This is a genomic window from Sinomonas sp. RB5 (assembly GCF_054063535.1).
In genome coordinates, this window is the sequence record NZ_JBSSGJ010000011.1 from 109,976 (window position 1) to 129,988 (window position 20,013).

At 72.5% G+C, this 20,013-nt stretch carries 17 protein-coding genes, 1 other RNA gene and 1 riboswitch; of the genes, 11 read left to right on the top strand and 7 right to left on the bottom strand.

What is annotated here, in order from left to right; genetic code table 11:
• Positions 1-107: 107 nt before the first annotated feature.
• Positions 108-1,181: a hemolysin family protein gene (locus ACVWWH_RS13700; protein ID WP_457316935.1), complete on the bottom strand. Its 1,074-nt coding sequence runs from the start codon at positions 1,179-1,181 to the stop codon at positions 108-110.
• Positions 1,181-2,539, bottom strand: a complete 1,359-nt coding sequence (locus tag ACVWWH_RS13705; protein WP_066498628.1) for a hemolysin family protein — start codon at positions 2,537-2,539, stop codon at positions 1,181-1,183. The genes ACVWWH_RS13700 and ACVWWH_RS13705 overlap by 1 nt, the downstream gene beginning before the upstream one ends.
• 404 nt (positions 2,540-2,943) lie before the next feature.
• Here ACVWWH_RS13705 and ACVWWH_RS13710 point away from each other — a divergent pair, with 404 nt between their 5' ends.
• The 3 genes from ACVWWH_RS13710 (at position 2,944) to ACVWWH_RS13720 (ending at position 7,834) form a co-directional block, all read left to right on the top strand.
• Complete coding sequence (locus ACVWWH_RS13710; protein WP_457316936.1) at positions 2,944-6,783, top strand: multifunctional oxoglutarate decarboxylase/oxoglutarate dehydrogenase thiamine pyrophosphate-binding subunit/dihydrolipoyllysine-residue succinyltransferase subunit; 3,840 nt, start codon at positions 2,944-2,946, stop codon at positions 6,781-6,783.
• A gap of 227 nt (positions 6,784-7,010) precedes the next feature.
• Positions 7,011-7,613, top strand: coding sequence for a GDSL-type esterase/lipase family protein (locus ACVWWH_RS13715; protein ID WP_174835353.1), 603 nt, complete (start codon positions 7,011-7,013; stop codon positions 7,611-7,613).
• A gap of 146 nt (positions 7,614-7,759) precedes the next feature.
• A complete protein-coding gene (locus ACVWWH_RS13720) occupies positions 7,760-7,834 on the top strand; it encodes a 50S ribosomal protein bL37 (protein WP_369299106.1) in 75 nt (24 codons plus the stop codon).
• Between the two features lie 117 nt (positions 7,835-7,951).
• On the opposite strand, the gene rsrA is transcribed toward ACVWWH_RS13720, so the two are convergent.
• Both rsrA and ACVWWH_RS13730 read right to left on the bottom strand, forming a co-directional pair.
• Positions 7,952-8,209: a mycothiol system anti-sigma-R factor gene (rsrA, locus tag ACVWWH_RS13725; protein WP_066498633.1), complete on the bottom strand. Its 258-nt coding sequence runs from the start codon at positions 8,207-8,209 to the stop codon at positions 7,952-7,954.
• Positions 8,206-8,889, bottom strand: a complete 684-nt coding sequence (locus ACVWWH_RS13730; RefSeq protein ID WP_188781650.1) for a sigma-70 family RNA polymerase sigma factor — start codon at positions 8,887-8,889, stop codon at positions 8,206-8,208. Before ACVWWH_RS13730 ends, rsrA begins: the two co-directional genes overlap by 4 nt.
• Positions 8,890-9,160: 271 nt before the next feature.
• On the opposite strand from ACVWWH_RS13730, the gene ACVWWH_RS13735 reads away from it, so the two are divergent.
• From ACVWWH_RS13735 to ACVWWH_RS13770, 8 genes are all read left to right on the top strand, one after another.
• Positions 9,161-9,760 carry a DoxX family protein gene (locus tag ACVWWH_RS13735; RefSeq protein ID WP_066498635.1) on the top strand — a complete coding sequence of 200 codons (600 nt, stop codon included), beginning with the start codon at positions 9,161-9,163 and terminating at the stop codon, positions 9,758-9,760.
• The gene (gene aroA, locus ACVWWH_RS13740; RefSeq protein WP_457316937.1) at positions 9,757-11,085 is read left to right on the top strand and encodes a 3-phosphoshikimate 1-carboxyvinyltransferase; all 1,329 of its coding nucleotides are present in this window, start codon (positions 9,757-9,759) and stop codon (positions 11,083-11,085) included. Before ACVWWH_RS13735 ends, aroA begins: the two co-directional genes overlap by 4 nt.
• Before the next feature lies 1 nt (position 11,086).
• Positions 11,087-12,184 (top strand): ribosome small subunit-dependent GTPase A, encoded by a 1,098-nt coding sequence (rsgA, locus tag ACVWWH_RS13745; protein WP_066498638.1) that lies wholly within the window; start codon positions 11,087-11,089, stop codon positions 12,182-12,184.
• A 64-nt stretch (positions 12,185-12,248) separates the two neighbouring features.
• Positions 12,249-13,070, top strand: coding sequence for a histidinol-phosphatase (hisN, locus tag ACVWWH_RS13750; protein ID WP_457316938.1), 822 nt, complete (start codon positions 12,249-12,251; stop codon positions 13,068-13,070).
• Between the two features lie 107 nt (positions 13,071-13,177).
• Positions 13,178-13,292, top strand: a riboswitch (SAM riboswitch).
• Between the two features lie 29 nt (positions 13,293-13,321).
• On the top strand, positions 13,322-14,722 hold the full coding sequence (locus tag ACVWWH_RS13755; protein ID WP_457316939.1) for an aminotransferase class V-fold PLP-dependent enzyme: 1,401 nt from the start codon (positions 13,322-13,324) through the stop codon (positions 14,720-14,722).
• A gap of 72 nt (positions 14,723-14,794) precedes the next feature.
• A complete protein-coding gene (locus ACVWWH_RS13760) occupies positions 14,795-15,559 on the top strand; it encodes a class I SAM-dependent methyltransferase (protein ID WP_457316940.1) in 765 nt (254 codons plus the stop codon).
• A 127-nt stretch (positions 15,560-15,686) separates the two neighbouring features.
• The gene (locus tag ACVWWH_RS13765) at positions 15,687-16,946 is read left to right on the top strand and encodes an Nramp family divalent metal transporter (protein WP_457316960.1); all 1,260 of its coding nucleotides are present in this window, start codon (positions 15,687-15,689) and stop codon (positions 16,944-16,946) included.
• A gap of 10 nt (positions 16,947-16,956) precedes the next feature.
• Positions 16,957-17,670 carry a metal-dependent transcriptional regulator gene (locus ACVWWH_RS13770; RefSeq protein ID WP_457316941.1) on the top strand — a complete coding sequence of 238 codons (714 nt, stop codon included), beginning with the start codon at positions 16,957-16,959 and terminating at the stop codon, positions 17,668-17,670.
• On the opposite strand, the gene ACVWWH_RS13775 is transcribed toward ACVWWH_RS13770, so the two are convergent.
• From ACVWWH_RS13775 to ssrA, 3 genes are all read right to left on the bottom strand, one after another.
• A complete protein-coding gene (locus ACVWWH_RS13775; RefSeq protein ID WP_457316942.1) occupies positions 17,667-18,071 on the bottom strand; it encodes a YrdB family protein in 405 nt (134 codons plus the stop codon). The genes ACVWWH_RS13770 and ACVWWH_RS13775 overlap by 4 nt on opposite strands.
• On the bottom strand, positions 18,061-19,473 hold the full coding sequence (locus ACVWWH_RS13780) for an MFS transporter (RefSeq protein WP_457316943.1): 1,413 nt from the start codon (positions 19,471-19,473) through the stop codon (positions 18,061-18,063). Before ACVWWH_RS13780 ends, ACVWWH_RS13775 begins: the two co-directional genes overlap by 11 nt.
• A 127-nt stretch (positions 19,474-19,600) precedes the next feature.
• Positions 19,601-19,969: a transfer-messenger RNA gene (gene ssrA / locus ACVWWH_RS13785) on the bottom strand.
• Between the last annotated feature and the right edge of the window lie 44 nt (positions 19,970-20,013).

Sequence of the window (20,013 nt, forward strand, 5' to 3'; positions counted from 1 at the left end):
GGACAAAAGGTGAGAATCGGTCGCAATAGGATCACTGTACCGCCTCTTGCGAACAATTCACATCTGGCTCTTGCGAACCATCCACCTCTGGCCGCGCGGGCCCCGCCTCACCGACCCCGCTCGAGGCCCTTCTGGCGGCGGAAGGCCTGGCTCTGCGTCACATCCCGGATCTCGCCCACCAGCTTCTCGATGACGTCCTCGAGGAACAGCACCCCGCGGGTCGACCCCTCGGGGCCGATCACCCGGGCCAGGTGGAAGCCCGACTTCTGCATCCCGGAGAGGGCGTCCTCGATCTCGTCGTCGAGCCCGAGGTTCGCCAGCGAGCGCACGCGGCTCTCCCCGATCGGCTTCCCCCGCCCCTCCGGACCGATAGCGAGGACGTCCTTGAGGTGGAGATAGCCTACGAGCTCGCCGTCGTCGTCGACCATGGGGAAGCGGGAGAAGCCCGTGTGGGAGACGGCCTTCTCGAAGTCTGCCGGCGTGGCGCTGGTCGGGAGCGAGACGAGGTCCCCGACCGGCACCATGATCGACTCCGCAGTCTGGTCGGAGAACTCGAGCGCCCCCGAGAGCAGGCCCGACTCGTCATCGAGCAGCCCGCTGCGGGTCGACTCCTCGACGATCGAGGCGACCTCCTCGAGGGTGAAGCTCGAGGTCACCTCGTCCTTCGGCTCGACCCGCAGCAGGTGGAGGACAGCGTTGGCGCTGCCGTTGAGGAAGAAGATCACGGGCCGCACGAGCCGGGCCATGCTCAGCAGGACCGGGGCGAGGAGCACGGCCGCGCGGTCCGCCGTGGAGACGGAGATGTTCTTCGGCACCATCTCCCCGATCGTGACGTGCAGGAAGGTCACCGCGGCGAGCGCCACCGCGAATCCCACGGTGTCCGCGAGCTCGACCGGCAGGCCGAGCGAGTGCAGCGGATCGCCGATGAGGTGGTGGATGGCGGGTTCGGCGACCTGGAGGATCAGCAGCGAGCACACGGTGATGCCCAGCTGGGCGGCGGCGAGCATGAGCGAGACGTTCTCCATCGCGTGGAGCGTGGTCCTCGCCCGCCCGGACCCGGCCTCGGCGAGCGGCTCGATCTGGCTGCGCCGCGCGCTCATGATCGCGAACTCGCTCGCGACGAAGAAGGCATTGCCGAGCAGCAGGGCTGCCAGCCAGAGGATCCCGGCCCAGTCCCCCATCAGGCGGCCCTCCCAGAGCCGCGGCCAGAGGCGTTCCGGGGGCCGGCGGCCTCGGCGCCGCCGGGCTCGGGCGGCGGCGGGGTGAACCGGAGGCGGTCGACCCTCCGGCCGTCCATGCGCACCACCGTGAGCGTCCCGCCGCCGACCTCGAGGGAGTCGCCGGTCTGCGCGACGCGGCCCAGGGCGCTCATGACGTAGCCTCCGACCGTCTCATAGGCGGGGCTGTCCACGACCCGGAGGCCGGGCACCTGTTCCGAGACCTCGTCCGGCCGCATGAGGCCGGGGAAGTACCAGTCGCCCGCGGAGCTCTGCAGGACCCCTGGGGCACGGCGGTCGTGCTCGTCGGCGACCTCGCCCACGATCTCCTCCACGAGGTCCTCGAGCGTGACGATCCCCGCGGTGCCGCCGTACTCGTCGAGCACGGCGGCGAGCTGGAGGTTCCCGTCCCGCAGCTGCGAGATGAGGGCATCGAGGTGGATCGTCTCGGGCACCTGGAGGATGTCCGTCATGATGGCGGCCGCCGGGACCCCGCGCCGCTTCCGGGCGGGCACCGCGACGGCCTTCTTCACGTGGACGACGCCGCGCACGTCATCGGGCGAGTCGCCGATCACCGGGAACCGGGAGTGCCCCGTCGCCCGGGCGGCCTCCACGATGGCGTCCACCGGCTCGTCGGCGTCGATGGTCGTGACGCGAATGCGGGGGGTCATGACGTCCGCCGCCGTCCGCTCGGAGAAGCGCAGCGTCCGGGAGACGAACCGTGCCGTGCCCGCATCGAGTGTGCCGAGCTCGGCAGAGCGCCGCACCAGGGAGGAGAGCTCGGCAGGCGAACGGGCACCCGAGATCTCCTCCTTGGCCTCGATGCCCATGAGCCCGAGCACCCGGTTGGCGAAGCCGTTGAAGAGGACCACCGCCGGCTTGAAGGCCGCGGTGAAGACGAGCTGGGGGCGGGCGACGGCGCGCCCCACCACGAGCGCCCGGGCGATCGCGAGGTTCTTGGGCACGAGTTCGCCGATCAGCATCGACAGCAGGGTCGCGAAGACCATCGCGACGGTGAGGGAGACCGCGGTGGCCCCCGGCACCCCGAGCGCGCGCAGCGGCTCCTCGAGGAGCCTGCCCACCGACGGCTCCATCACATAGCCCGTCAGGAGCGTGGTCAGCGTGATGCCGAGCTGGCAGCTGGAGAGCTGGGTAGAGAGGGTCGTGAGGCAGCGCAGGAGGGCCTCCGCGCCGGGTTCGCCGGCGTCGGCACTGCGCTGGACGGTGGCACGGTCGAGCGCCACCAGGGAGAATTCGACGGCCACGAAGAATCCCGTGCCGAGGATGAGGAGCAGGCCGGCGGCCAGCAGGAGCCATTCCACGTCAGTGCTCGAGCTCCTCGCGCCATGACATGGCCGCTCGCGCGGGGACCAGGTGGGCAAGTACACGGTGCATGCCGGCCCCGTGGCGGCGGGCGCCGGTCGGGCCCTCGCGGCCAGGCCGGCATCTAGAGGTGCCGTCCATAGTGGTTCCAGCCTATCAGCGCCCCACGGACCCGAGGTCGGTGCGACCCGGGTGTGACGGCGGACTCACAATCGCCCGATTCGCTCCGGTCTTTACTAGACTGGACCCTTGAGTGTGGGCTCCTGACGGCGCCCACGGCGGTCGGCGGATACGGCCAGCCCCCGAATAGCGCCCGGTGGAGCACGCGGGCGTGCGGTACGGGGCCGAGGCGCGGAGCCGCTGACACGCGGGCCTAAGTATCGATGGAAGAGGCGTATCTCCAGTGCCAGAACTGCCAACCCACCGCCTGCCCGAGGAATTCGGCGGCAACGAGTGGCTTGTGGACGAGCTCTACGAGCAGTACCAGCAGAACAAGAACTCCGTGGACGCCAAGTGGTGGCCGCTGTTCGAGTCCTTCGACTCGGACAGCGGCCACACGTCCAACGGCACGGCGAAGGGGCCGGCCGTTGACACGCTGACCCGGCAGATTCCGGCCGTCAAGGCTCCCGCGGCGCCTGCCCAGCCCCCGGCGGCCCAGCCCGCAGCCCCGGCGGCCCCGTCTCCGGCCCCGGCAGCCCAGCCCGCGCCGGCGGCGCCGAAGCAGGGTGCTGCACCGGCCCCGAAGCAGCCGGACGCGGCCCCGAAGAAGGGCGCCGCCGCCGTCGTGCGCGACGGTGCCCGTCCCTCCACGACCGGCCTGATCCCCGCCCAGCTGCCCAAGACGGCCAAGGACGAGACGATCGAGGAGGACGTCGTCTCGACGCTGCGCGGCCCCGCCAAGGCCATCGCGACGAACATGGTCCAGAGCCTCGAGGTCCCCACGGCGACGACCGTGCGCGCGGTGCCCGCGAAGCTCCTGATGGACCAGCGCGTCGTCATCAACAACCACCTCACGCGGGTGCGCGGCGGCAAGGTCTCCTTCACGCACCTCATCGGCTACGCCGTGATCCGCGCGCTCAAGCTCATGCCGTCGATGAACGTCTCCTACGACGTGGTGGACGGCAAGCCGGTCGCGATCCAGCACGCGCACGTGAACTTCGGGATCGCGATCGACCTGCCCAAGCCGGACGGCAGCCGCCTGCTCGTGGTGCCGAACATCAAGAAGGCCGAGACCCTGAACTTCTCGGACTTCTGGCACACCTACGAGGACCTCATCAAGCGGGCCCGCGACGGCAAGCTCACGGCCGACGACTACGCCGGCACGACCGTCTCGCTGACCAACCCGGGCGGCATCGGCACGGTCCACTCGGTTCCGCGCCTCTCCAAGGGCCAGGCGGCGATCATCGGCGTCGGCGCGCTCGAGTACCCGGCCGAGTTCCAGGGCGCCTCGGAGAAGATCCTCGCGCTCCAGGCCGTCGGCAAGATCATCACGCTGACCTCCACCTACGACCACCGCGTCATCCAGGGCGCCGGCTCGGGCGAGTTCCTCCGGATCGTGCACCAGCTCCTGCTGGGCGAGCAGGGCTTCTACGACGAGATCTTCGAGTCGCTGCGCATCCCCTACGAGCCGGTGCGCTGGAGCCCCGACCTCCAGGTCAACCCCGAGGACGCCATCAACAAGGTGGCGCGCATCCAGCAGCTCATCCACGCCTTCCGCGTGCGCGGGCACCTCATGGCGGACACCAACCCGCTCGAGTACGTCCAGCGCCGGCACCCGGACCTCGACGTGCTGACCTACGGCCTGACGCTGTGGGACCTCGACCGCGAGTGGCCCACCGGCGGGTTCGGCGGCAAGCCGAAGATGAAGTTCCGCGACATCCTCGGCGTGCTCCGCGACGCGTACTGCCGCACCACGGGCATCGAGTACATGCACCTGCAGGAGCCCGCCGAGCGCAAGTGGTTCCAGGACGAGCTCGAGCACCCGTACAAGAAGCCCAGCCGCGAGGAGCAGCTGCGCATCGTGTCCCGGCTCAACGCGGCCGAGGCCTTCGAGACGTTCCTGCAGACCAAGTTCGTCGGCCAGAAGCGCTTCTCCCTCGAGGGCGGCGAGTCCCTCATCCCGCTGCTCGACGCGACGCTGTCCGAGGCGGCGGAGGACGGCCTCGACGAGGTCGCGATCGGCATGGCCCACCGCGGCCGCCTCAACGTCCTGACGAACATCGCCGGCAAGACCTACGCCCAGGTGTTCCGCGAGTTCGAGGGCACCCAGGACCCCAAGAGCGTCCAGGGCTCCGGCGACGTGAAGTACCACCTCGGCACCGAGGGGACGTTCACCGCGGAGAACGGCAAGCAGACCAAGGTCTACCTCGCCGCCAACCCCTCGCACCTCGAGGCTGTCGACCCCGTCCTCGAGGGCATCGTCCGCGCCAAGCAGGACCGCCTCGACCGGGGCGAGGCGTTCCCGGTGCTGCCGATCCTGGTCCACGGCGACGCCGCGTTCGCCGGCCAGGGCGTCGTGGCGGAGACGCTGAACCTCTCCCAGCTGCGCGGCTACCGCACGGGCGGCACGATCCACATCGTGGTCAACAACCAGGTCGGCTTCACGACCTCGCCCTCGGCCTCCCGCTCGTCGGTGTACTCCACCGACGTGGCGAAGATGGTCCAGGCGCCGGTGTTCCACGTCAACGGCGACGACCCCGAGGCCGTGGTCCGCGTGGCGCAGATGGCCTACCGGTTCCGGCAGCGGTTCCACAAGGACGTCGTCATCGACCTCGTGTGCTACCGCCGCCGCGGCCACAACGAGGGCGACGACCCCTCGATGACCCAGCCGATGATGTACAACCTCATCGAGGCGAAGCGCTCGGTCCGCAAGCTCTACACCGAGAGCCTGATCGGCCGTGGGGACATCACGCAGGAAGAGGCGGAGCAGCTCCTGCGCGACTACCAGGAGCGCCTCGAGCGCGTCTTCGCCGAGACCCACGCGGCCCAGACCTCGCCGATCCCGATCGTCACGGGCGACGCGAAGGCCGTCTCGGACCTCGAGCGTCCCCTCGCCCAGCAGGAGGACGACGCCGCGGGCGCCTCGCAGCGCTCGACCGCGATCAGCGCGGAGACGCTGGCGCGGATCGGCCAGGCCCACGTCGCGATTCCCGAAGACTTCGCCGTCCACCCCAAGCTCAAGCAGCTCCTCGAGCGGCGCGAGCAGATGTCCCGCGAGGGCGGCATCGACTGGGGCTTCGGCGAGATCGCGGCGTTCGGCTCGCTCATCGCCGAGGGCGTCCCCGTCCGGCTCGCCGGGCAGGACTCCCGCCGCGGCACGTTCGTGCAGCGCCACGCGGTGTTCCACGACCGCAGCAACGGCGACGAGTGGACTCCCCTGGCGCACCTGTCCGAGGACCAGGCCAAGCTCGCGATCTACGACTCCTCCCTGTCGGAGTACGCGGCCCTCGGCTTCGAGTACGGGTACTCGGTGGAGCGCCCGGACACGCTCGTGGCCTGGGAGGCCCAGTTCGGCGACTTCGTCAACGGCGCCCAGACGATCATCGACGAGTTCATCTCCTCGGCCGAGCAGAAGTGGGGCCAGCGCAGCTCGCTCGTCATGCTCCTGCCCCACGGCTACGAGGGCCAGGGCCCGGACCACTCCTCTGCGCGCATCGAGCGCTTCCTGCAGCTGTGCGCCGAGCAGAACATGATCGTCGCCCAGCCCAGCACGCCGGCGTCGCACTTCCACCTGCTGCGCCGCCAGGCGTACAGCCGCCCGCGCAAGCCGCTCATCGTCTTCACGCCGAAGCAGCTGCTTCGCCTGAAGGCCGCGGCCTCGACCGTCGAGGACTTCACCTCGGGCACGTTCCGTCCCGTCCTCGGCGAGCACGAGCAGCTGGACGCGAGCGCCGTGGACCGCGTGGTCCTCGTCTCCGGACGCCTGTACTACGACCTGCTGGCCGCCCGCACCAAGGCGAAGGACACGCGGACGGCGATCATCCGGGTCGAGCAGCTCTACCCGCTGCCCGAGGAGGAGATCAAGGCGGAGCTCGAGAAGTACCCGAACGCCGAGCTGATCTGGGCTCAGGACGAGCCGGCCAACCAGGGCCCGTGGATGTACATGGCCGTGCGCCTCATCCCGTCGCTCCGGCGCGAGCTGCGGCTCGTCTCGCGTGCCGCCTCGGCCGCGACGAGCGCGGGCTCGATGAAGCGCCACTCGGCCGAGGGCGACGTCCTCGTCCGCGAGGTGTTCGCGCGCTGAGCTGAGCCCTGAGCGAAGGCGACGACGGCGGCGGCCGGCTCCCCCAGCGGGAGCCGGCCGCCGCCGTCGTCGGTGCCAGCGCGCCTTGGGGTCACCTCACCAGGAGAACAGAGTCCAACACGGCGGAGCCGACCCCTCGGCACAGCGGAGGTGGCTCCTCGGCGGCGGCTAGACTCGGAAGCCGAGGACAGGGGCCGGTCGGTCCCCGACGTGAGATGGGAGTGTGGATGGCCCACGAGAGGAAGCTTCGGATCGCCGCGGTCGGGGACGAGCTCCTGGCCGGCAACGGAGACCCGCGGGCGCTGGGCTGGTTCGGCCGGGTGCTCGCGCGGACGCCCCGCGAGGAGGTGGTCCTCGAGTCGTACGTGCTCGCCGCGCCCGAGGAGGGCACCGAGGGCCTCGCGGCCCGCTGGGAGGGCGAGACCATGAGGCGGTTCGCCGCCGGCTACGAGAACCGCCTCGTGATCGGGCTCTCGGGACGGGACATCGCCTTCGGCGTCTCTCCCGCCCGCAGCCGCCTCAACGTCGCGAACATCCTCGACACGGCCCAGCAGAACAGCGCCGAAGTCTTCGTGGTGGGCCCGCCTCCCACCCTGGACCCCGCCCAGAACCGCCGTCTCGCAGAGCTGAACACGGCCTTCGCCGACGTCACGACGCGGCGCAACTACTACTACGTCGACACCTTCTCGCCGCTGCTGAACCATGAGCAGTGGCGCACCGACCTGGCCGGCAACGCCGGCGCGCCCGGGCAGGCCGGCTACGGCCTCATCGCCTGGCTCGTGCTCCACCGCGGCTGGTTCCCCTGGCTGCGGCTGCCGCAGCCCCAGTAGGACGCCCGGTGGGACGCCCGTGACGACGCGGCCCCCGCTCCGCGCGGCACCGGGGACCTCCATCCGCTAGACTGGACGACGGCCTTCTGGGCCACCGGTGCCGGCGACGGCGCCAACCCCTGTTGTCGAAAGAAGGAGGCCAGCCCATGAGCAAGCGTGCACGCAAGCGCCGTGACCGCAAGCGCGGAGGCGCGAACCACGGCAAGCGCCCCAACACCTGAGCGCAGCTGCGGTCCGCGACGCGGAGACGGAGGATGCCCCGGACCATTGGTCCGGGGCATCCTCCGTCTGCAGCTGATCGGGGGCTCAGGAGTCCTCGCCCGGCGCGGCGTCCGGGGTCAGGCCTCCGCCCGCGAGGAGTGGATCTTGTTCAGGATCGAGTCCTTGAGGGCGGCCGGCGCCTGCTCGTGGCAGCTGCGCTTCATGGCCGACCGGATCATGCACTCGAGGTCATGCTCCTCGAGGCACTCGGGGCAGGACTCGAGATGGTCGCGGATCTCGGCGACCTCGTGCGCCGGGAGCGCTCCGTCGAGGTACTCGTACAGCCGGTGGAGGCGGCTGTCGTCACAGTCGCCCAGGCCCTGGCAATCGCTCATTGTTCCTTCTCCTGGGATGCCGCCACGGCCCGGGCACCGGCGAACCCGCGCTCGGCGGCGTAGTCCGCGAGACGGTCCCGGAGCATCTTGCGGCCGCGGTGCAGGCGGCTCATGACCGTGCCGATGGGGGTGTTCATGATGTCCGAGATCTCCTTGTACGCGAAGCCCTCCACGTCCGCGAAGTAGACCGCAAGGCGGAACTCCTCCGGGATGGACTGCAGGGCCTCCTTGACGTCGGAGTCCGGCAGGTGATCGAGGGCCTCGGCCTCGGCCGAGCGGAGCCCCGTCGAGGTGTGGGACTCGGCGCGCGCCAGCTGCCAGTCCTCGACGCTGTCCGTCTGCGCCTGCTGGGGCTCGCGCTGCCGCTTCCGGTACAGGTTGATGTACGTGTTCGTGAGGATCCTGTACAGCCAGGCCTTCAGGTTGGTGCCCGGCTTGTACTGGTGGAAGGCGGCGAACGCCTTCGCGTAGGCCTCCTGCACGAGGTCCTCCGCATCGGCGGGGTTGCGCGCCATGCGCATCGCGGCCGAGTAGAGCTGGTCGACGTACTGCATCGCGTCGCGTTCGAAGCGCTCGCGGCGCTGGTCGTCGGTCTCGGCTGCGACGTCGGCGCGTGCGCCCGACTCGCCACCCTGACCGTGGACGGGGGGCTCTGGCTCGTGGGACTCGGCGGCGCTCATTGCCGCCCAGTCTACTGTCGGTGCCGCACGGACTGCTGTGCGTACATCAGGGCGTTCGAGGACCAGCACTCGGCTCCTTCCATCCGGCGGCGCCTGCTGGCGCCGCGTTCACCGTGCCCGGGGGTACCGCTGACGCAGGCTCGCAGGGCCGCTGCGAGACGCTCTGCCCGCCGGACACGAGGGAGAACGCGGCGGGAGAAGGAAAATATTCCCCAAAGATGCCAGACTGGGTCGCGTCGGAACACGCCCGAACCCAGCCTCAGGAGGCCCGATGTCCGCAGTCCGATTCCTCGCCCGACCGCTTCTCGGCTCGTCATTCATCGTCGCCGGCGCGGGAAAGCTGAAGAACGCGGATGACACGGCCGAGCAGCTCTCGCCCGTGCTGCGCCAGGCGGCCGATGCCCTCCCGATCCAGGTGGACGAGAAGGTCCTCGCCCGGGCCGTCGGCGCCAGCCAGCTCGGCGCCGGCATCCTCTTCGCGCTGGGCAAGGCGCCGCGGCTGTCCGCCTCCGTGCTCGCGATCACGAGCGCACTGAACACCTTCGTCGAGTGGCGCAGCGCCGACATCAGCACCCCGGCGGGCCGCGAGGCGCGCCGGAGCGGACTGCTGAAGAACCTCTCGCTCCTGGGCGGTGTGCTGCTCGCGAGCGTCGACACCAACGGGCGGCCCTCCCTGGCCTGGCGCACGCAGCATCTCGCCGCCGACGCCACCAAGGCCGGCCGGCGCCAGTTCGCGGCCGCCGAGAAGCACACGAGCAAGGCGGTCCACCGCGCCGCGCGCCGTGCCGAGCACACCGCCCGGCGGGCGCAGCGCACCGTGCGCTCCGCGGCGAAGGAAGCGGCCAGCGCCGCCTCGGACGTCCTCTCGTGAACCACTGGCCGGCGCCCTTCGCTGACCGGCCGGTCGACGCCACCGTCACCGTGCCCGGCTCGAAGTCGCTGACCAACCGCTACCTCGTGCTGGCGGCGCTCGCCGATGGCCCCTCCCGCCTGCGGGCACCCCTCCACTCGCGCGACTCCGCCCTGATGGTCCAGGCCCTGCGGGTCCTCGGTGCCACGGTGACCGAGGTCCCCGGCGACGGCGAGTACGGTCCCGACCTCGAGATCGTCCCGGCCCCCCGCGGCGCCGACGCCGCCGATCTCGGCAGCGTGGCCGTGGACTGCGGACTGGCCGGCACCGTGATGCGCTTCGTGCCGCCGCTCGCCGCGCTCGCCCGCGGCGTGATCGCGTTCGACGGCGACCCGCACGCGCGGGTGCGTCCCATGGGCCCCGTGATCGAGGGCCTCCGCGGGCTGGGCGTCGACCTCACGTCCCCCGACGGCGGCACGCCCCGCTCGCTGCCGTTCACGGTGCACGGCACCGGCGCGGTGCGGGGCGGCCACGTCGCCGTCGACGCCAGCGGCTCGAGCCAGTTCGTCTCCGCGCTCCTGCTCGCGGGCGCCCGCTTCACCGACGGGCTCCACCTCGAGCACGTCGGCGGCCCGGTGCCGAGCCTCGACCACATCTCGATGACCGTCGAGGTCCTGCGCGGCGTCGGGGTGGAGGTCGACGACACGGCCCCCCACCACTGGGTCGTCTGGCCCGGCCCCATCCGGGCCTTCGATGTCCGGATCGAGCAGGACCTCTCCAACGCGGGCCCGTTCCTCGCCGCGGCCCTCGCCACCCGGGGCACCGTCCGCGTCCCCAACTGGCCCGAGCACACCACCCAGGTCGGCGACGCCTGGCGCGAGATCCTCCCCCGCCTCGGAGCCGAGGTGACCCTCGACGCCGGCACCCTCACCGTCCGCGGCGGGGAGCGCATCACCGGAGCGGACCTGGCCGACACGAGCGAGCTCGCCCCGACGGTCGCGGCGCTGTGCGCGCTCGCCGACTCGCCCTCGCGGCTCACCGGCATCGCGCACCTTCGCGGGCACGAGACGGACCGGCTCGCGGCGCTCGTCGCCGAGATCACCCGGCTCGGAGGGGACGCCGAGGAGACCGACGACGGCCTCGTGATCCGGCCCGCCCCGCTGCACGGCGGCGTGGTCCGCTCCTACGCCGACCACCGCATGGCCACCGCCGGCGCCATCCTGGGGCTCGCCGTCCCCGGGGTCGAGGTCGAGGACATCGCCACGACGTCCAAGACCATGCCGGAGTTCCCCCAGATGTGGGCGCGCATGCTGGGCCAGCACGCGCAGGCGGGAGCCGGCTCCTAGCATGGGGCAGCGCGAGTGGGACGAGAGCGACGTCCGCGTCCGCCCGAACAAGCGTGGCAGCCGTCCGCGCACCAAGGACCGGCCGAGCCACGAGGACGCCGTCGTGGGCCGCATCGTCACGGTGGACCGCGGGCGCTACACGGCGGTCCTCGACGAGGACACGCCCCAGGAGCGGGTGGTGATCGCCGCACGGGCCCGGGAACTGCGCCGCACGCCCGTGGTGCCCGGCGACTTCGTGGGCCTGGTGGGCGACGTCAGCGGCCGGCCCGACACCCTCGCACGGCTCGTCCGCATCGAGGAGCGCTCGACCGTCCTGCGGCGCAGCGCCGACGACACGGACCCGGACGAGCGGGTCGTCGTCGCGAACGCGGACCAGCTCGTGATCGTGGTCGCCGCTGCCAACCCCGAGCCCCGCACCGGCTTCATCGACCGGGCCCTCGTCGCGGCCTACGATGCCGGGATTGAGCCACTGCTGCTCGTGACGAAGGCGGACCTGAAGGATCCGGCCGCGCTCCTGGCCAACTACCGGCTCCTGCCCCTCACCGTCGTCGTGAGCCGCACCGCCGAGGAGCCCGCAGAGGGCGCCCAAACCGAAGACGGCGCCTCGGCCCGGCTCGACGACGAGGCCGTGGAGCGGCTCCGCGCCCAGCTCGAGGGCCACGTGACGGTACTGCTCGGCCACTCGGGCGTGGGCAAGTCCACCATGGTCAACGCGCTCACCGGCGCCGACCGCGCCACCGGCGGGGTCAACGCGGTGACCGGGCGCGGCCGGCACACCTCCTCCTCGGCGCTCGCGCTGCGCCTCGCCGACGCCCCGTCGGGCAGCTGGATCATCGACACTCCCGGGATCCGCTCGTTCGGGCTCGCCCACGTGGACCCCGACCGGATCCTGCACGCCTTCGCCGACCTCGAGCCGGGCATCGAGGCATGCGAACGCGGCTGCCGGCATGACGCCGCGGCAGTGGGCTGCGGCCTCGACGCGTGGGTCGCCGGCGGGCACGCGGGCGACGCCGGCCCGGCCCGCCTCGCGTCGCTGCGCCGCCTCCTCGGGGCCGGCCCGCGGGAGGAAGCGCAGGACGAGAAGGAACTCGGCGTCTAGGCTGTGCTCCCGTCTCGGCTGTGCCTCGCGGCCGGCGCGCGCCCCAGGGGATAGCGTGGGGTCCATGACCTCAGTGACCGAGACCTCGTACAACGACGACCTCCGCCTCGCCCACGTCCTGGCGGACTCGGTCGACGCCCAGACGATGGAGCGGTTCAAGGCCCTCGACCTGAAGGTGGAGACCAAGCCGGACCTGACCCCGGTCACCGACGCCGACCGCGCCGCCGAGGAGGCGATCCGCGGGCAGCTCTCCCGCTCCCGGCCCCGCGACGCGGTGGTGGGCGAGGAGTTCGGGACCACGGGCCACGGTTCCCGCCGCTGGATCATCGACCCGATCGACGGCACCAAGAACTTCGTCCGCGGCGTGCCCGTGTGGGCGTCCCTGATCGCCCTGGCCGACGGCGACGAGATCGTGGTCGGCGTGGTGAGCGCCCCGGCCCTCGGCCGGCGGTGGTGGGCGGCCAAGGGCACCGGCGCCTACACGGGGCGCTCCCTCGCCTCCGCCACGCGGCTGAAGGTCTCCGACGTCTCGAAGCTGCAGGACGCGTCGCTGTCCTATTCCTCGCTCTCGGGCTGGAAGGAGCGCGGGAGCCTCGAGGACTTCCTCGGCCTCACCGACGAGGTCTGGCGGACCCGCGCCTACGGGGACTTCTGGTCCTACTGCCTCGTCGCCGAGGGCGCCGTGGACATCGCCACAGAGCCCGAACTCGCCCTCTACGACATGGCCGCCCTCGTGCCCATCGTCACCGAGGCGGGGGGCCGCTTCACCTCCCTGGACGGGCAGGACGGCCCGTGGGGCGGCAACGCGCTCGCGACCAACGGCATCCTGCACTCCGAGGTGCTCGGCAAGCTGAACCCCGGCCGCGACGACCTCCTGCCGGGCTGACGCGGGCCCCGGCAGCCGGCCCGCGCCCCGTCACCGTTCGTCACACTGACCCGCTGCGCGCCGCCCGGCGTGCGCGGCCCTCCCGCGTGCCCTAGGGTCTTTGCCAAGGTCACGAGTGCCAGCGCGAAACCCCGGTTTGCTGGCCGGCAACCCTCCCAGACGCGGCGGGGTGCCCCGGGTGACGACCGGGCCGGTCCGGAACGGATGCGGCAAGCGCGGACCCGAGGGTCCCTCGCCTGTGAGGAACGCCGATGAGCACTGTCCTGTCCCCCACCGCCGACGCTGCCGAGCTGAGCGCGCGGTACCCCGACGCGCTCGAGCCACTCGCCGCCGTCGTCGGCGCCGACCTCGCCGCGCCGCTCGTGACCGGCGGGAGCGTCCGGTACGCCAATCTCGACTACGCGGCCTCGGCCCCGGCGCTGGCCGAGGTCGCCGACCACCTCACCGAGGTGCTGCCCTTCTACGCGAGCGTGCACCGCGGCGCCGGCTACGCCTCGCAGATCAGCACGAGCGTCTACGAGAACGCGCGCGGAACCGTGCGCGCCTTCGTCGGGGCGAGGCCGGACGACGCGGTCGTGTTCACGCGCAACACCACCGACTCCCTCAACCTGCTCGCCGGCTGCGTCCCGCCCGGCCTCGACGTCCTCTACCTGGACATCGAGCACCACGCGAACCTCCTGCCCTGGCAGGGCCGCGCGCACCGCAGCGTCGTCGCCGCGGACACGGTCGCCGAGACGCTCGAGCGCCTCGGCGCAGAGCTCGCCCACGGCGGGGTGGGCCTCCTCGCCGTGACCGGGGCCTCCAACGTCACCGGGGAGGTCCTCCCCCTCGCCGAGCTCGCCGCCCTCGCCCACGCCCACGGGGCCAGGATCCTCGTCGACGCCGCCCAGCTGGCCCCGCACCGCCGGATCGACATGGCCGGGGACCCCGGAGCCTCGACGGGCATCGACTACGTCGCCTTCTCGGGCCACAAGCTCTACGCCCCCTTCGGCAGCGGCGTGCTCGTGGGCCGGCCGGACTGGCTCGACGCCGGCCGGCCGCACCTCGCCGGCGGCGGCGCCGTCAGCGAGGTCCGCCTCGAGTCCGTGGCCTGGGCCACCGGGCCGGCCCGGCACGAGGCCGGCTCCCCCAACGTCCTCGGCGCGGCGACGCTCGCCCGCGCCGCCGAGGTCCTCGGCGCCCTGGACCCCGTCGCGTGGACCCGCCACGAGGAGCAGCTGCGCGCCGCGCTCGTGGACGGCCTGGAGGCGATCGACGGCGTCGGCGTCCACCGCCTCTTCGCCGACGCGCCGTCGGCGATCGGGGTGGTGAACTTCTCGATTGCCGGCTACGACGCGGGCCTCGCGGCCGCCTACCTCTCCGCAGAGCACGGCATCGGCGTGCGGGACGGGCGATTCTGCGCCCATCCTGCCCTGACCCGGCTCGGGCTGCCCGCGGGCTCCCTGCGGGCCAGCTTCGGCGTCGGCTCGCGGCTCGAGGACGTCGAGCGGCTCGTGGGAGCGGTCAGCCAGCTCGTCGAGGCCGGGCTGGGCATCGACTACGCCGTCGACGCCGGGCGCTGGGTCCCTGCCCGGGACACCCGGCCGTTCCCCGCCTGGGCGCCCAACACCCCGGGCACCGCGGGGGCGGCGCCGTGCAGCCTCGGCGAGTGAGCGGCGTCGTCCGCACGCCCTAGGGGCCGCGCCCGACGTAGAGTGGGGAGCCGGAATCCTCGAAAGGAACTGATGGGACGCGGCGGGCCGAAATTCGACGACGCGCGGCGGCGCGAGCTCGCCGGGGCATTCTCCGCCGGCGGCGAGCACTACGAACGGGTCCGCCCCGGCTACCCGAGGGAGGCGGCCGACTGGATCGTCCCGGACGGCGCGCGCACCGCGGTCGATCTCGGGGCCGGCACCGGCAAGTTCACCGAGCTGCTCGTGGCCCGCGGCCTCGCCGTGACCGCCGTGGACCCGTCCGCGGACATGCTGGCCCAGCTCGCCGCCAGGCTCCCCTCGGTCACGTGCGTCGCTGCCCCCGCCGAGCGGACCGGGCTGCCGGACGCCTCCACGGACGTGGTGGTCGCCGCCCAGGCCTGGCACTGGTTCGACCCGGCGGCCGCGACCCGCGAGGCGGCCCGCCTCCTCAGTCCGGGCGGCCGCGCCGGGCTCGTGTGGAACCAGCTCGACACGCGCATCCCCTGGGTCCACCGGCTCTCGCGCATCATGCACGCCGGCGACGTCCACAAGCCGGACTACCACCCGCCGTCGGGCCCGGAGCTGCACGGCTGGGAGCCGCTCGTGATCGCCTGGGAGGACCCGACCACCCCCGAGGGCATCGTGGAGCTGACGAAGTCCCGCAGCTACTACCTGCGGGCCTCCGAGAAGAACCGGCGCAGGGTCGAGGACAACCTCGCCTGGTACCTCTTCGAGCACCTCGGCCACTCCCCCGACGAGCCCCTCGCCCTGCCCTACATCACCCAGGCCTGGCGCGCCACGGAGGCACCGCGCTGACGCCGGTGCGCAGCACCTTGCCGCACGCAAGCGCAGCCCGTAGTGTTTAGGTATACCGAAAACTTATGTTTGGCACGTCTAAGTGCCAGGCAGGCGCTGGCGAGGAGGCCGGTCGAGGGTGGACAGGGTGCTGAAGGCGCAGCGCACGGCCGCGGGCCGCTCCCGCTGGCCCCTGCTCCTCGGGGCCCTCGGACCGGCGTTCGTCGCCTCCGTGGCCTATGTGGATCCCGGCAATGTGGCGGCGAACCTGACCGCAGGCGCGCGGTACGGCTATCTGCTCATGTGGGTGCTCGTCCTCGCCAACCTCATGGCGACGCTCATCCAGTACCTCTCGGCGAAGCTCGGCGTGGTCACGGGGCGCACGCTCCCGGAGCTGCTGGGAGCCCGCCTGAGGCCCGGACCCCGCCGGCTCTACTGGGCGCAGGCCGAGATCGTCGCGCTCGCCACAGACCTCGCCGAGGTGGTGGGCGGCGCGCTCGCGCTGCAGCTCCTGTTCCGGGTCCCGCTCCCCGTGGGCGCCGTCATCGTCGGGGTCGTCTCGATGGGGATCCTCGCGATCCAGGATTTCCGCACCCAGCAGCGGTTCGAGCTGGCGATCATTGCCCTCCTCGCCGTCATCGCGCTCGGCTTCCTCGCCGGCCTCGCCGTCAGCGCGCCCTCCCCGGCCGCCATGGCCGGCGGGCTCCTTCCTCGGTTCGACGGCCCCGACTCGGTCCTGCTCGCCGCCTCCATGTTGGGGGCCACCGTCATGCCCCACGCGATCTACGTCCATTCGGCGCTGTCCCGCGACCGCCACCGCGCCGACGGCCACCCGGGCGCCCCGGCCATCCGGCGGCTCCTGCGGGGGACGCGCGTGGACGTGGTGATCGCCCTCGGGGTCGCGGGCGTCGTCAATATCGGCATGCTCCTCCTCGCAGCCTCCACTCTCGGCGGCACCGAGGGAACGGACTCGATCGAGGGGGCGCACGCGGCGATCGAGAGGGCGCTCGGCCCCGCCGTTGGCATCGTCTTCGCCGTGGGGCTGCTCGCCAGCGGCCTCGCCTCCACCGCCGTGGGCTCCTACGCCGGTGCGACGATCATGCAGGGCCTGCTCGAACGCCGCATTCCCCTCGTCCTCCGCCGTGCGATCACGCTGGTCCCGTCGGTGCTGGTCCTCGCCCTCGGCGTGGACCCCACGTGGGCCCTCGTCGTGAGCCAGGCGGTCCTGAGCTTCGGGATCCCGTTCGCCCTCGTCCCGCTCATCCGGCTCAGCACCCAGGCCGCCGTGGTCGGCGAGCACACGCTGCGGCCGCCGCTGGTGGTCGCCGCCTGGCTCAGCGCAGCGCTGGTCATCGTGCTCAACGTCGCCCTGCTCTGGCTCACGGCCGGCCCCCTGCTCGGACGGTAGGGTGGATGGCGTGAAGAGCCAGCTCTCCTCCTCCACCGAGGACTACGTGAAGACGATCTATGCCTTCACCGAGTGGCAGGACGCCCCCATCACGTCCTCGCAGCTCGCGGCACGGCTCGGCGTGGCGAACTCGTCGGTGTCCGAGATGGTGCGCAAGCTCAAGGACCTCGGCCTCGTGGACCACCGCCCGTACGGCGCGGTGCGGCTCACCCAGGAGGGCCGGCGCGTGGCGCTCACCATGGTCCGGCGGCACCGCCTCCTCGAGACCTTCCTGGTCAGCGAGCTGGGCTACAGCTGGGACGAGGTCCACGTCGAGGCCGAGCTGCTCGAGCACGCGGTCTCCGACCTCTTCGTCGAGCGCCTGGCCGCCAAGCTCGGCAACCCTGCCCGCGATCCCCACGGGGACCCGATCCCGACGGCGGAGGGGACCGTGCCCCGCATCGACGCCCACCGCCTCAGCGAGCTCGATCCCGGCCACACGGGACGGATCACCCGGATCAGCGACGAGAACCCGGATCTGCTCCGCTACCTCGCCCAGGAGAGGATCTCCCTCGACACGGACGTGACGGTGGTGCGGCGCAAGCCGTTCGGCGGCCCGCTCGTGGTCCGCATCGACGAGGGCGACGGCTCGCGCGACTTCGACGTTCCCGACGAGGTGGCCGGAGCGGTGTGGGTCCGGAACGGGCCGCCCCACGCGGGCTGTGCCCTCGAGCCCGGCTCCTAGTACTTCCGCTGGAGCCAGAACGCGAGCACCGTATCGGCCAGCGCCAGCACCGCCAGGACGAGGCCCAGCGGCTGCCCGCAGGCCGCGGCGGCCAGCCCCGCCGCCGCGAACGCGGCCAGGCCCACGAGCGGGCGCCGGGGCCAGGAGATCCTCCGCCGCGCCTTCGGCGCCATGAACAGGCCCCACGCGACCGCGAAGGCGCCAGCCAGGACCAGGCCCGCGACGGCACCGCCTGCCGCGGGGGCCAGCCTGCTGCCGATGTACCAGAACGCACCGAGGGCGGCGACCTCGAGGAGGAACGCGAGCGCCGCGTGCAGCATCCCCCACGGGCCGCCTGGCGCCTCGGGGCCCGGTGCGGCGGGCCGGTGGCTGTCCCGGCGGCGCGTGGCATCAGAGGTCATGGCTGTCCCTCCCAGAACGTGTTCGGTCCCCCCGTGCCCTGATCCTAGCGGCGGGGATGCCCACGGCAGAGGTCGCCGCGGCGGCGGCGAGCAGGAGCGCCGTCGCCGCCGCCCCGCGGCGGAAGCCGACGTCGTCGAGCACCCCTCCGACGATCGCCCCCGAGGCGGCGATCGCCACGAGGGACGCGATGCGCGCGGCGGCGTTGTTCACGGCGGAGCCCACACCCTCCGACCCGGCGGGCACGGCCCCGAGGACGGTCGAGGTGAGCGGGGCGACCATGACCGCGAGGCCGAGCCCCAGGAGCACCATGGGGCCGAAGACGTCCCGCCAGTACGCCAGCGGCGGCGCGGCGAGGGCGAGCCACACGAAGCCCGCGGCAGCGGTGGCCGGACCGGCGGCCATCGGCAGCCGCGGACCCGTGCGCCCGGTCAGCCGGGCCACCGTGCCCGAGAGCAGGAGCATCGGCACCGTGGCGGGCAGCATGCCGACGCCGGCCGCGAATGCCGTCAGGCCCATCCGCTGCTGGAGGTAGAGGCCCACGAGGAACGCACCGAGCCCGAGGGCGCCGTAGGCCCAGACGGTGGCCACGTTCCCGGCGGCGAAGGTGCGGTTGCGGAACAGGGCCAGCGGGAGCTGGGGCGAGGCGGTACGGCGCTGCCGCGCGACGTAGGCGCCGACGGCCGCCGCCCCGACCGCGAGCGGGCCGAGGACCAAGGCGCTCGCCCATCCCAGCGTGGTCTGCCAGATCAGCCCCAGGACGATTCCTCCCAGGCCCACCACTCCCATCACGGCGCTCGCCAGATCGAACGGCCCGGGCTGGGGCGGCCGCGGGGACGCGTCGCGCCGGAGCACGGCCAGCGGGCGCGCCAGGACGGCGGCGGGGACGAGATTGACGAGGAACACGAGCCGCCAGCTGCCGAGCGTCACGAGGGCGCCGCCGAGGAACGGCGCCGCCACGGAGGCCGCCGCCGTCCACGCCGTCCAGCGGGCGATGAGCCGGAGCCGGACCGGGCCCTGTGCGGACGCCGTGATGAGCGCGAGGGCACTCGGGGTGATGAGGGCGCCCGCCGCCCCCTGGAGCACCCTCGCGCCCACGAGGAACCAGCCCGCCGGCGCGAGGCCGCAGGCCAGGGACATCAGGGTGAACGCCGCGGTGCCCACCGCCAGCACGCGCTCGGTGCCGAACCGGTCCGCGACCGCCCCGGCAGCGAGGAGCAGCGAGCCGAGGGTGAGCAAATAGCCGTCCACGACCCACTGCTGGAGCACGAGTCCGCCGCCCAGCTCGCGCTGGATCGCCGGCAGGGCGAGGCTCACCCCCGAGGAGTCGATGATCACGAGGCAGCTCGAGGTCACGGCCGCAAGCAGCACGCGGCGCAGGCCCGCCGCATCCGGGACGTTCACACGGCCATCCTGCCCGCGATCGCCGGCCGGGACGAGGTCTGGGCCACGAAACGCCTGGCACCGCCGGCGCCGCGGGCGTTAAACCACGGCAGCGGCCCATCCGTGGTGGATGGGCCGCTGCCGTGCGGGGTGGAGATGGGGGGAATTGAACCCCCGTCCGGTGCGGTTTTGCCAGGTATTCTCCGGGCGCAGTGTGCGTCGGGATTTCTCGGCCCCAGCCATCATGCACACCAGTGGCTGACCCGGGCCCAGTCGCCTTGAAGTCCCGGCAGCTCCGACGACGAGAGCTGCCAGCAGTGGCTATCTAATCGACGCCAGGATCCGGGACGATAGCAATCCCGGGCTGACGGACTTGCTCGCTACTTAGGCAGCGAGGGCGAAGTCAGTGCGCTTAGAGTTGGCACTTATTGGTTTACAGAGAGCGTTGACGAGATGACTCTGCATCCTCGGCCCGCTTCCCCTGTCTCGACCTACACCGTCGAAACCGATCATCCCCGTATGTGGTTGTCAAACCGCCCCGGCCTGGACCGGGACCCCGTC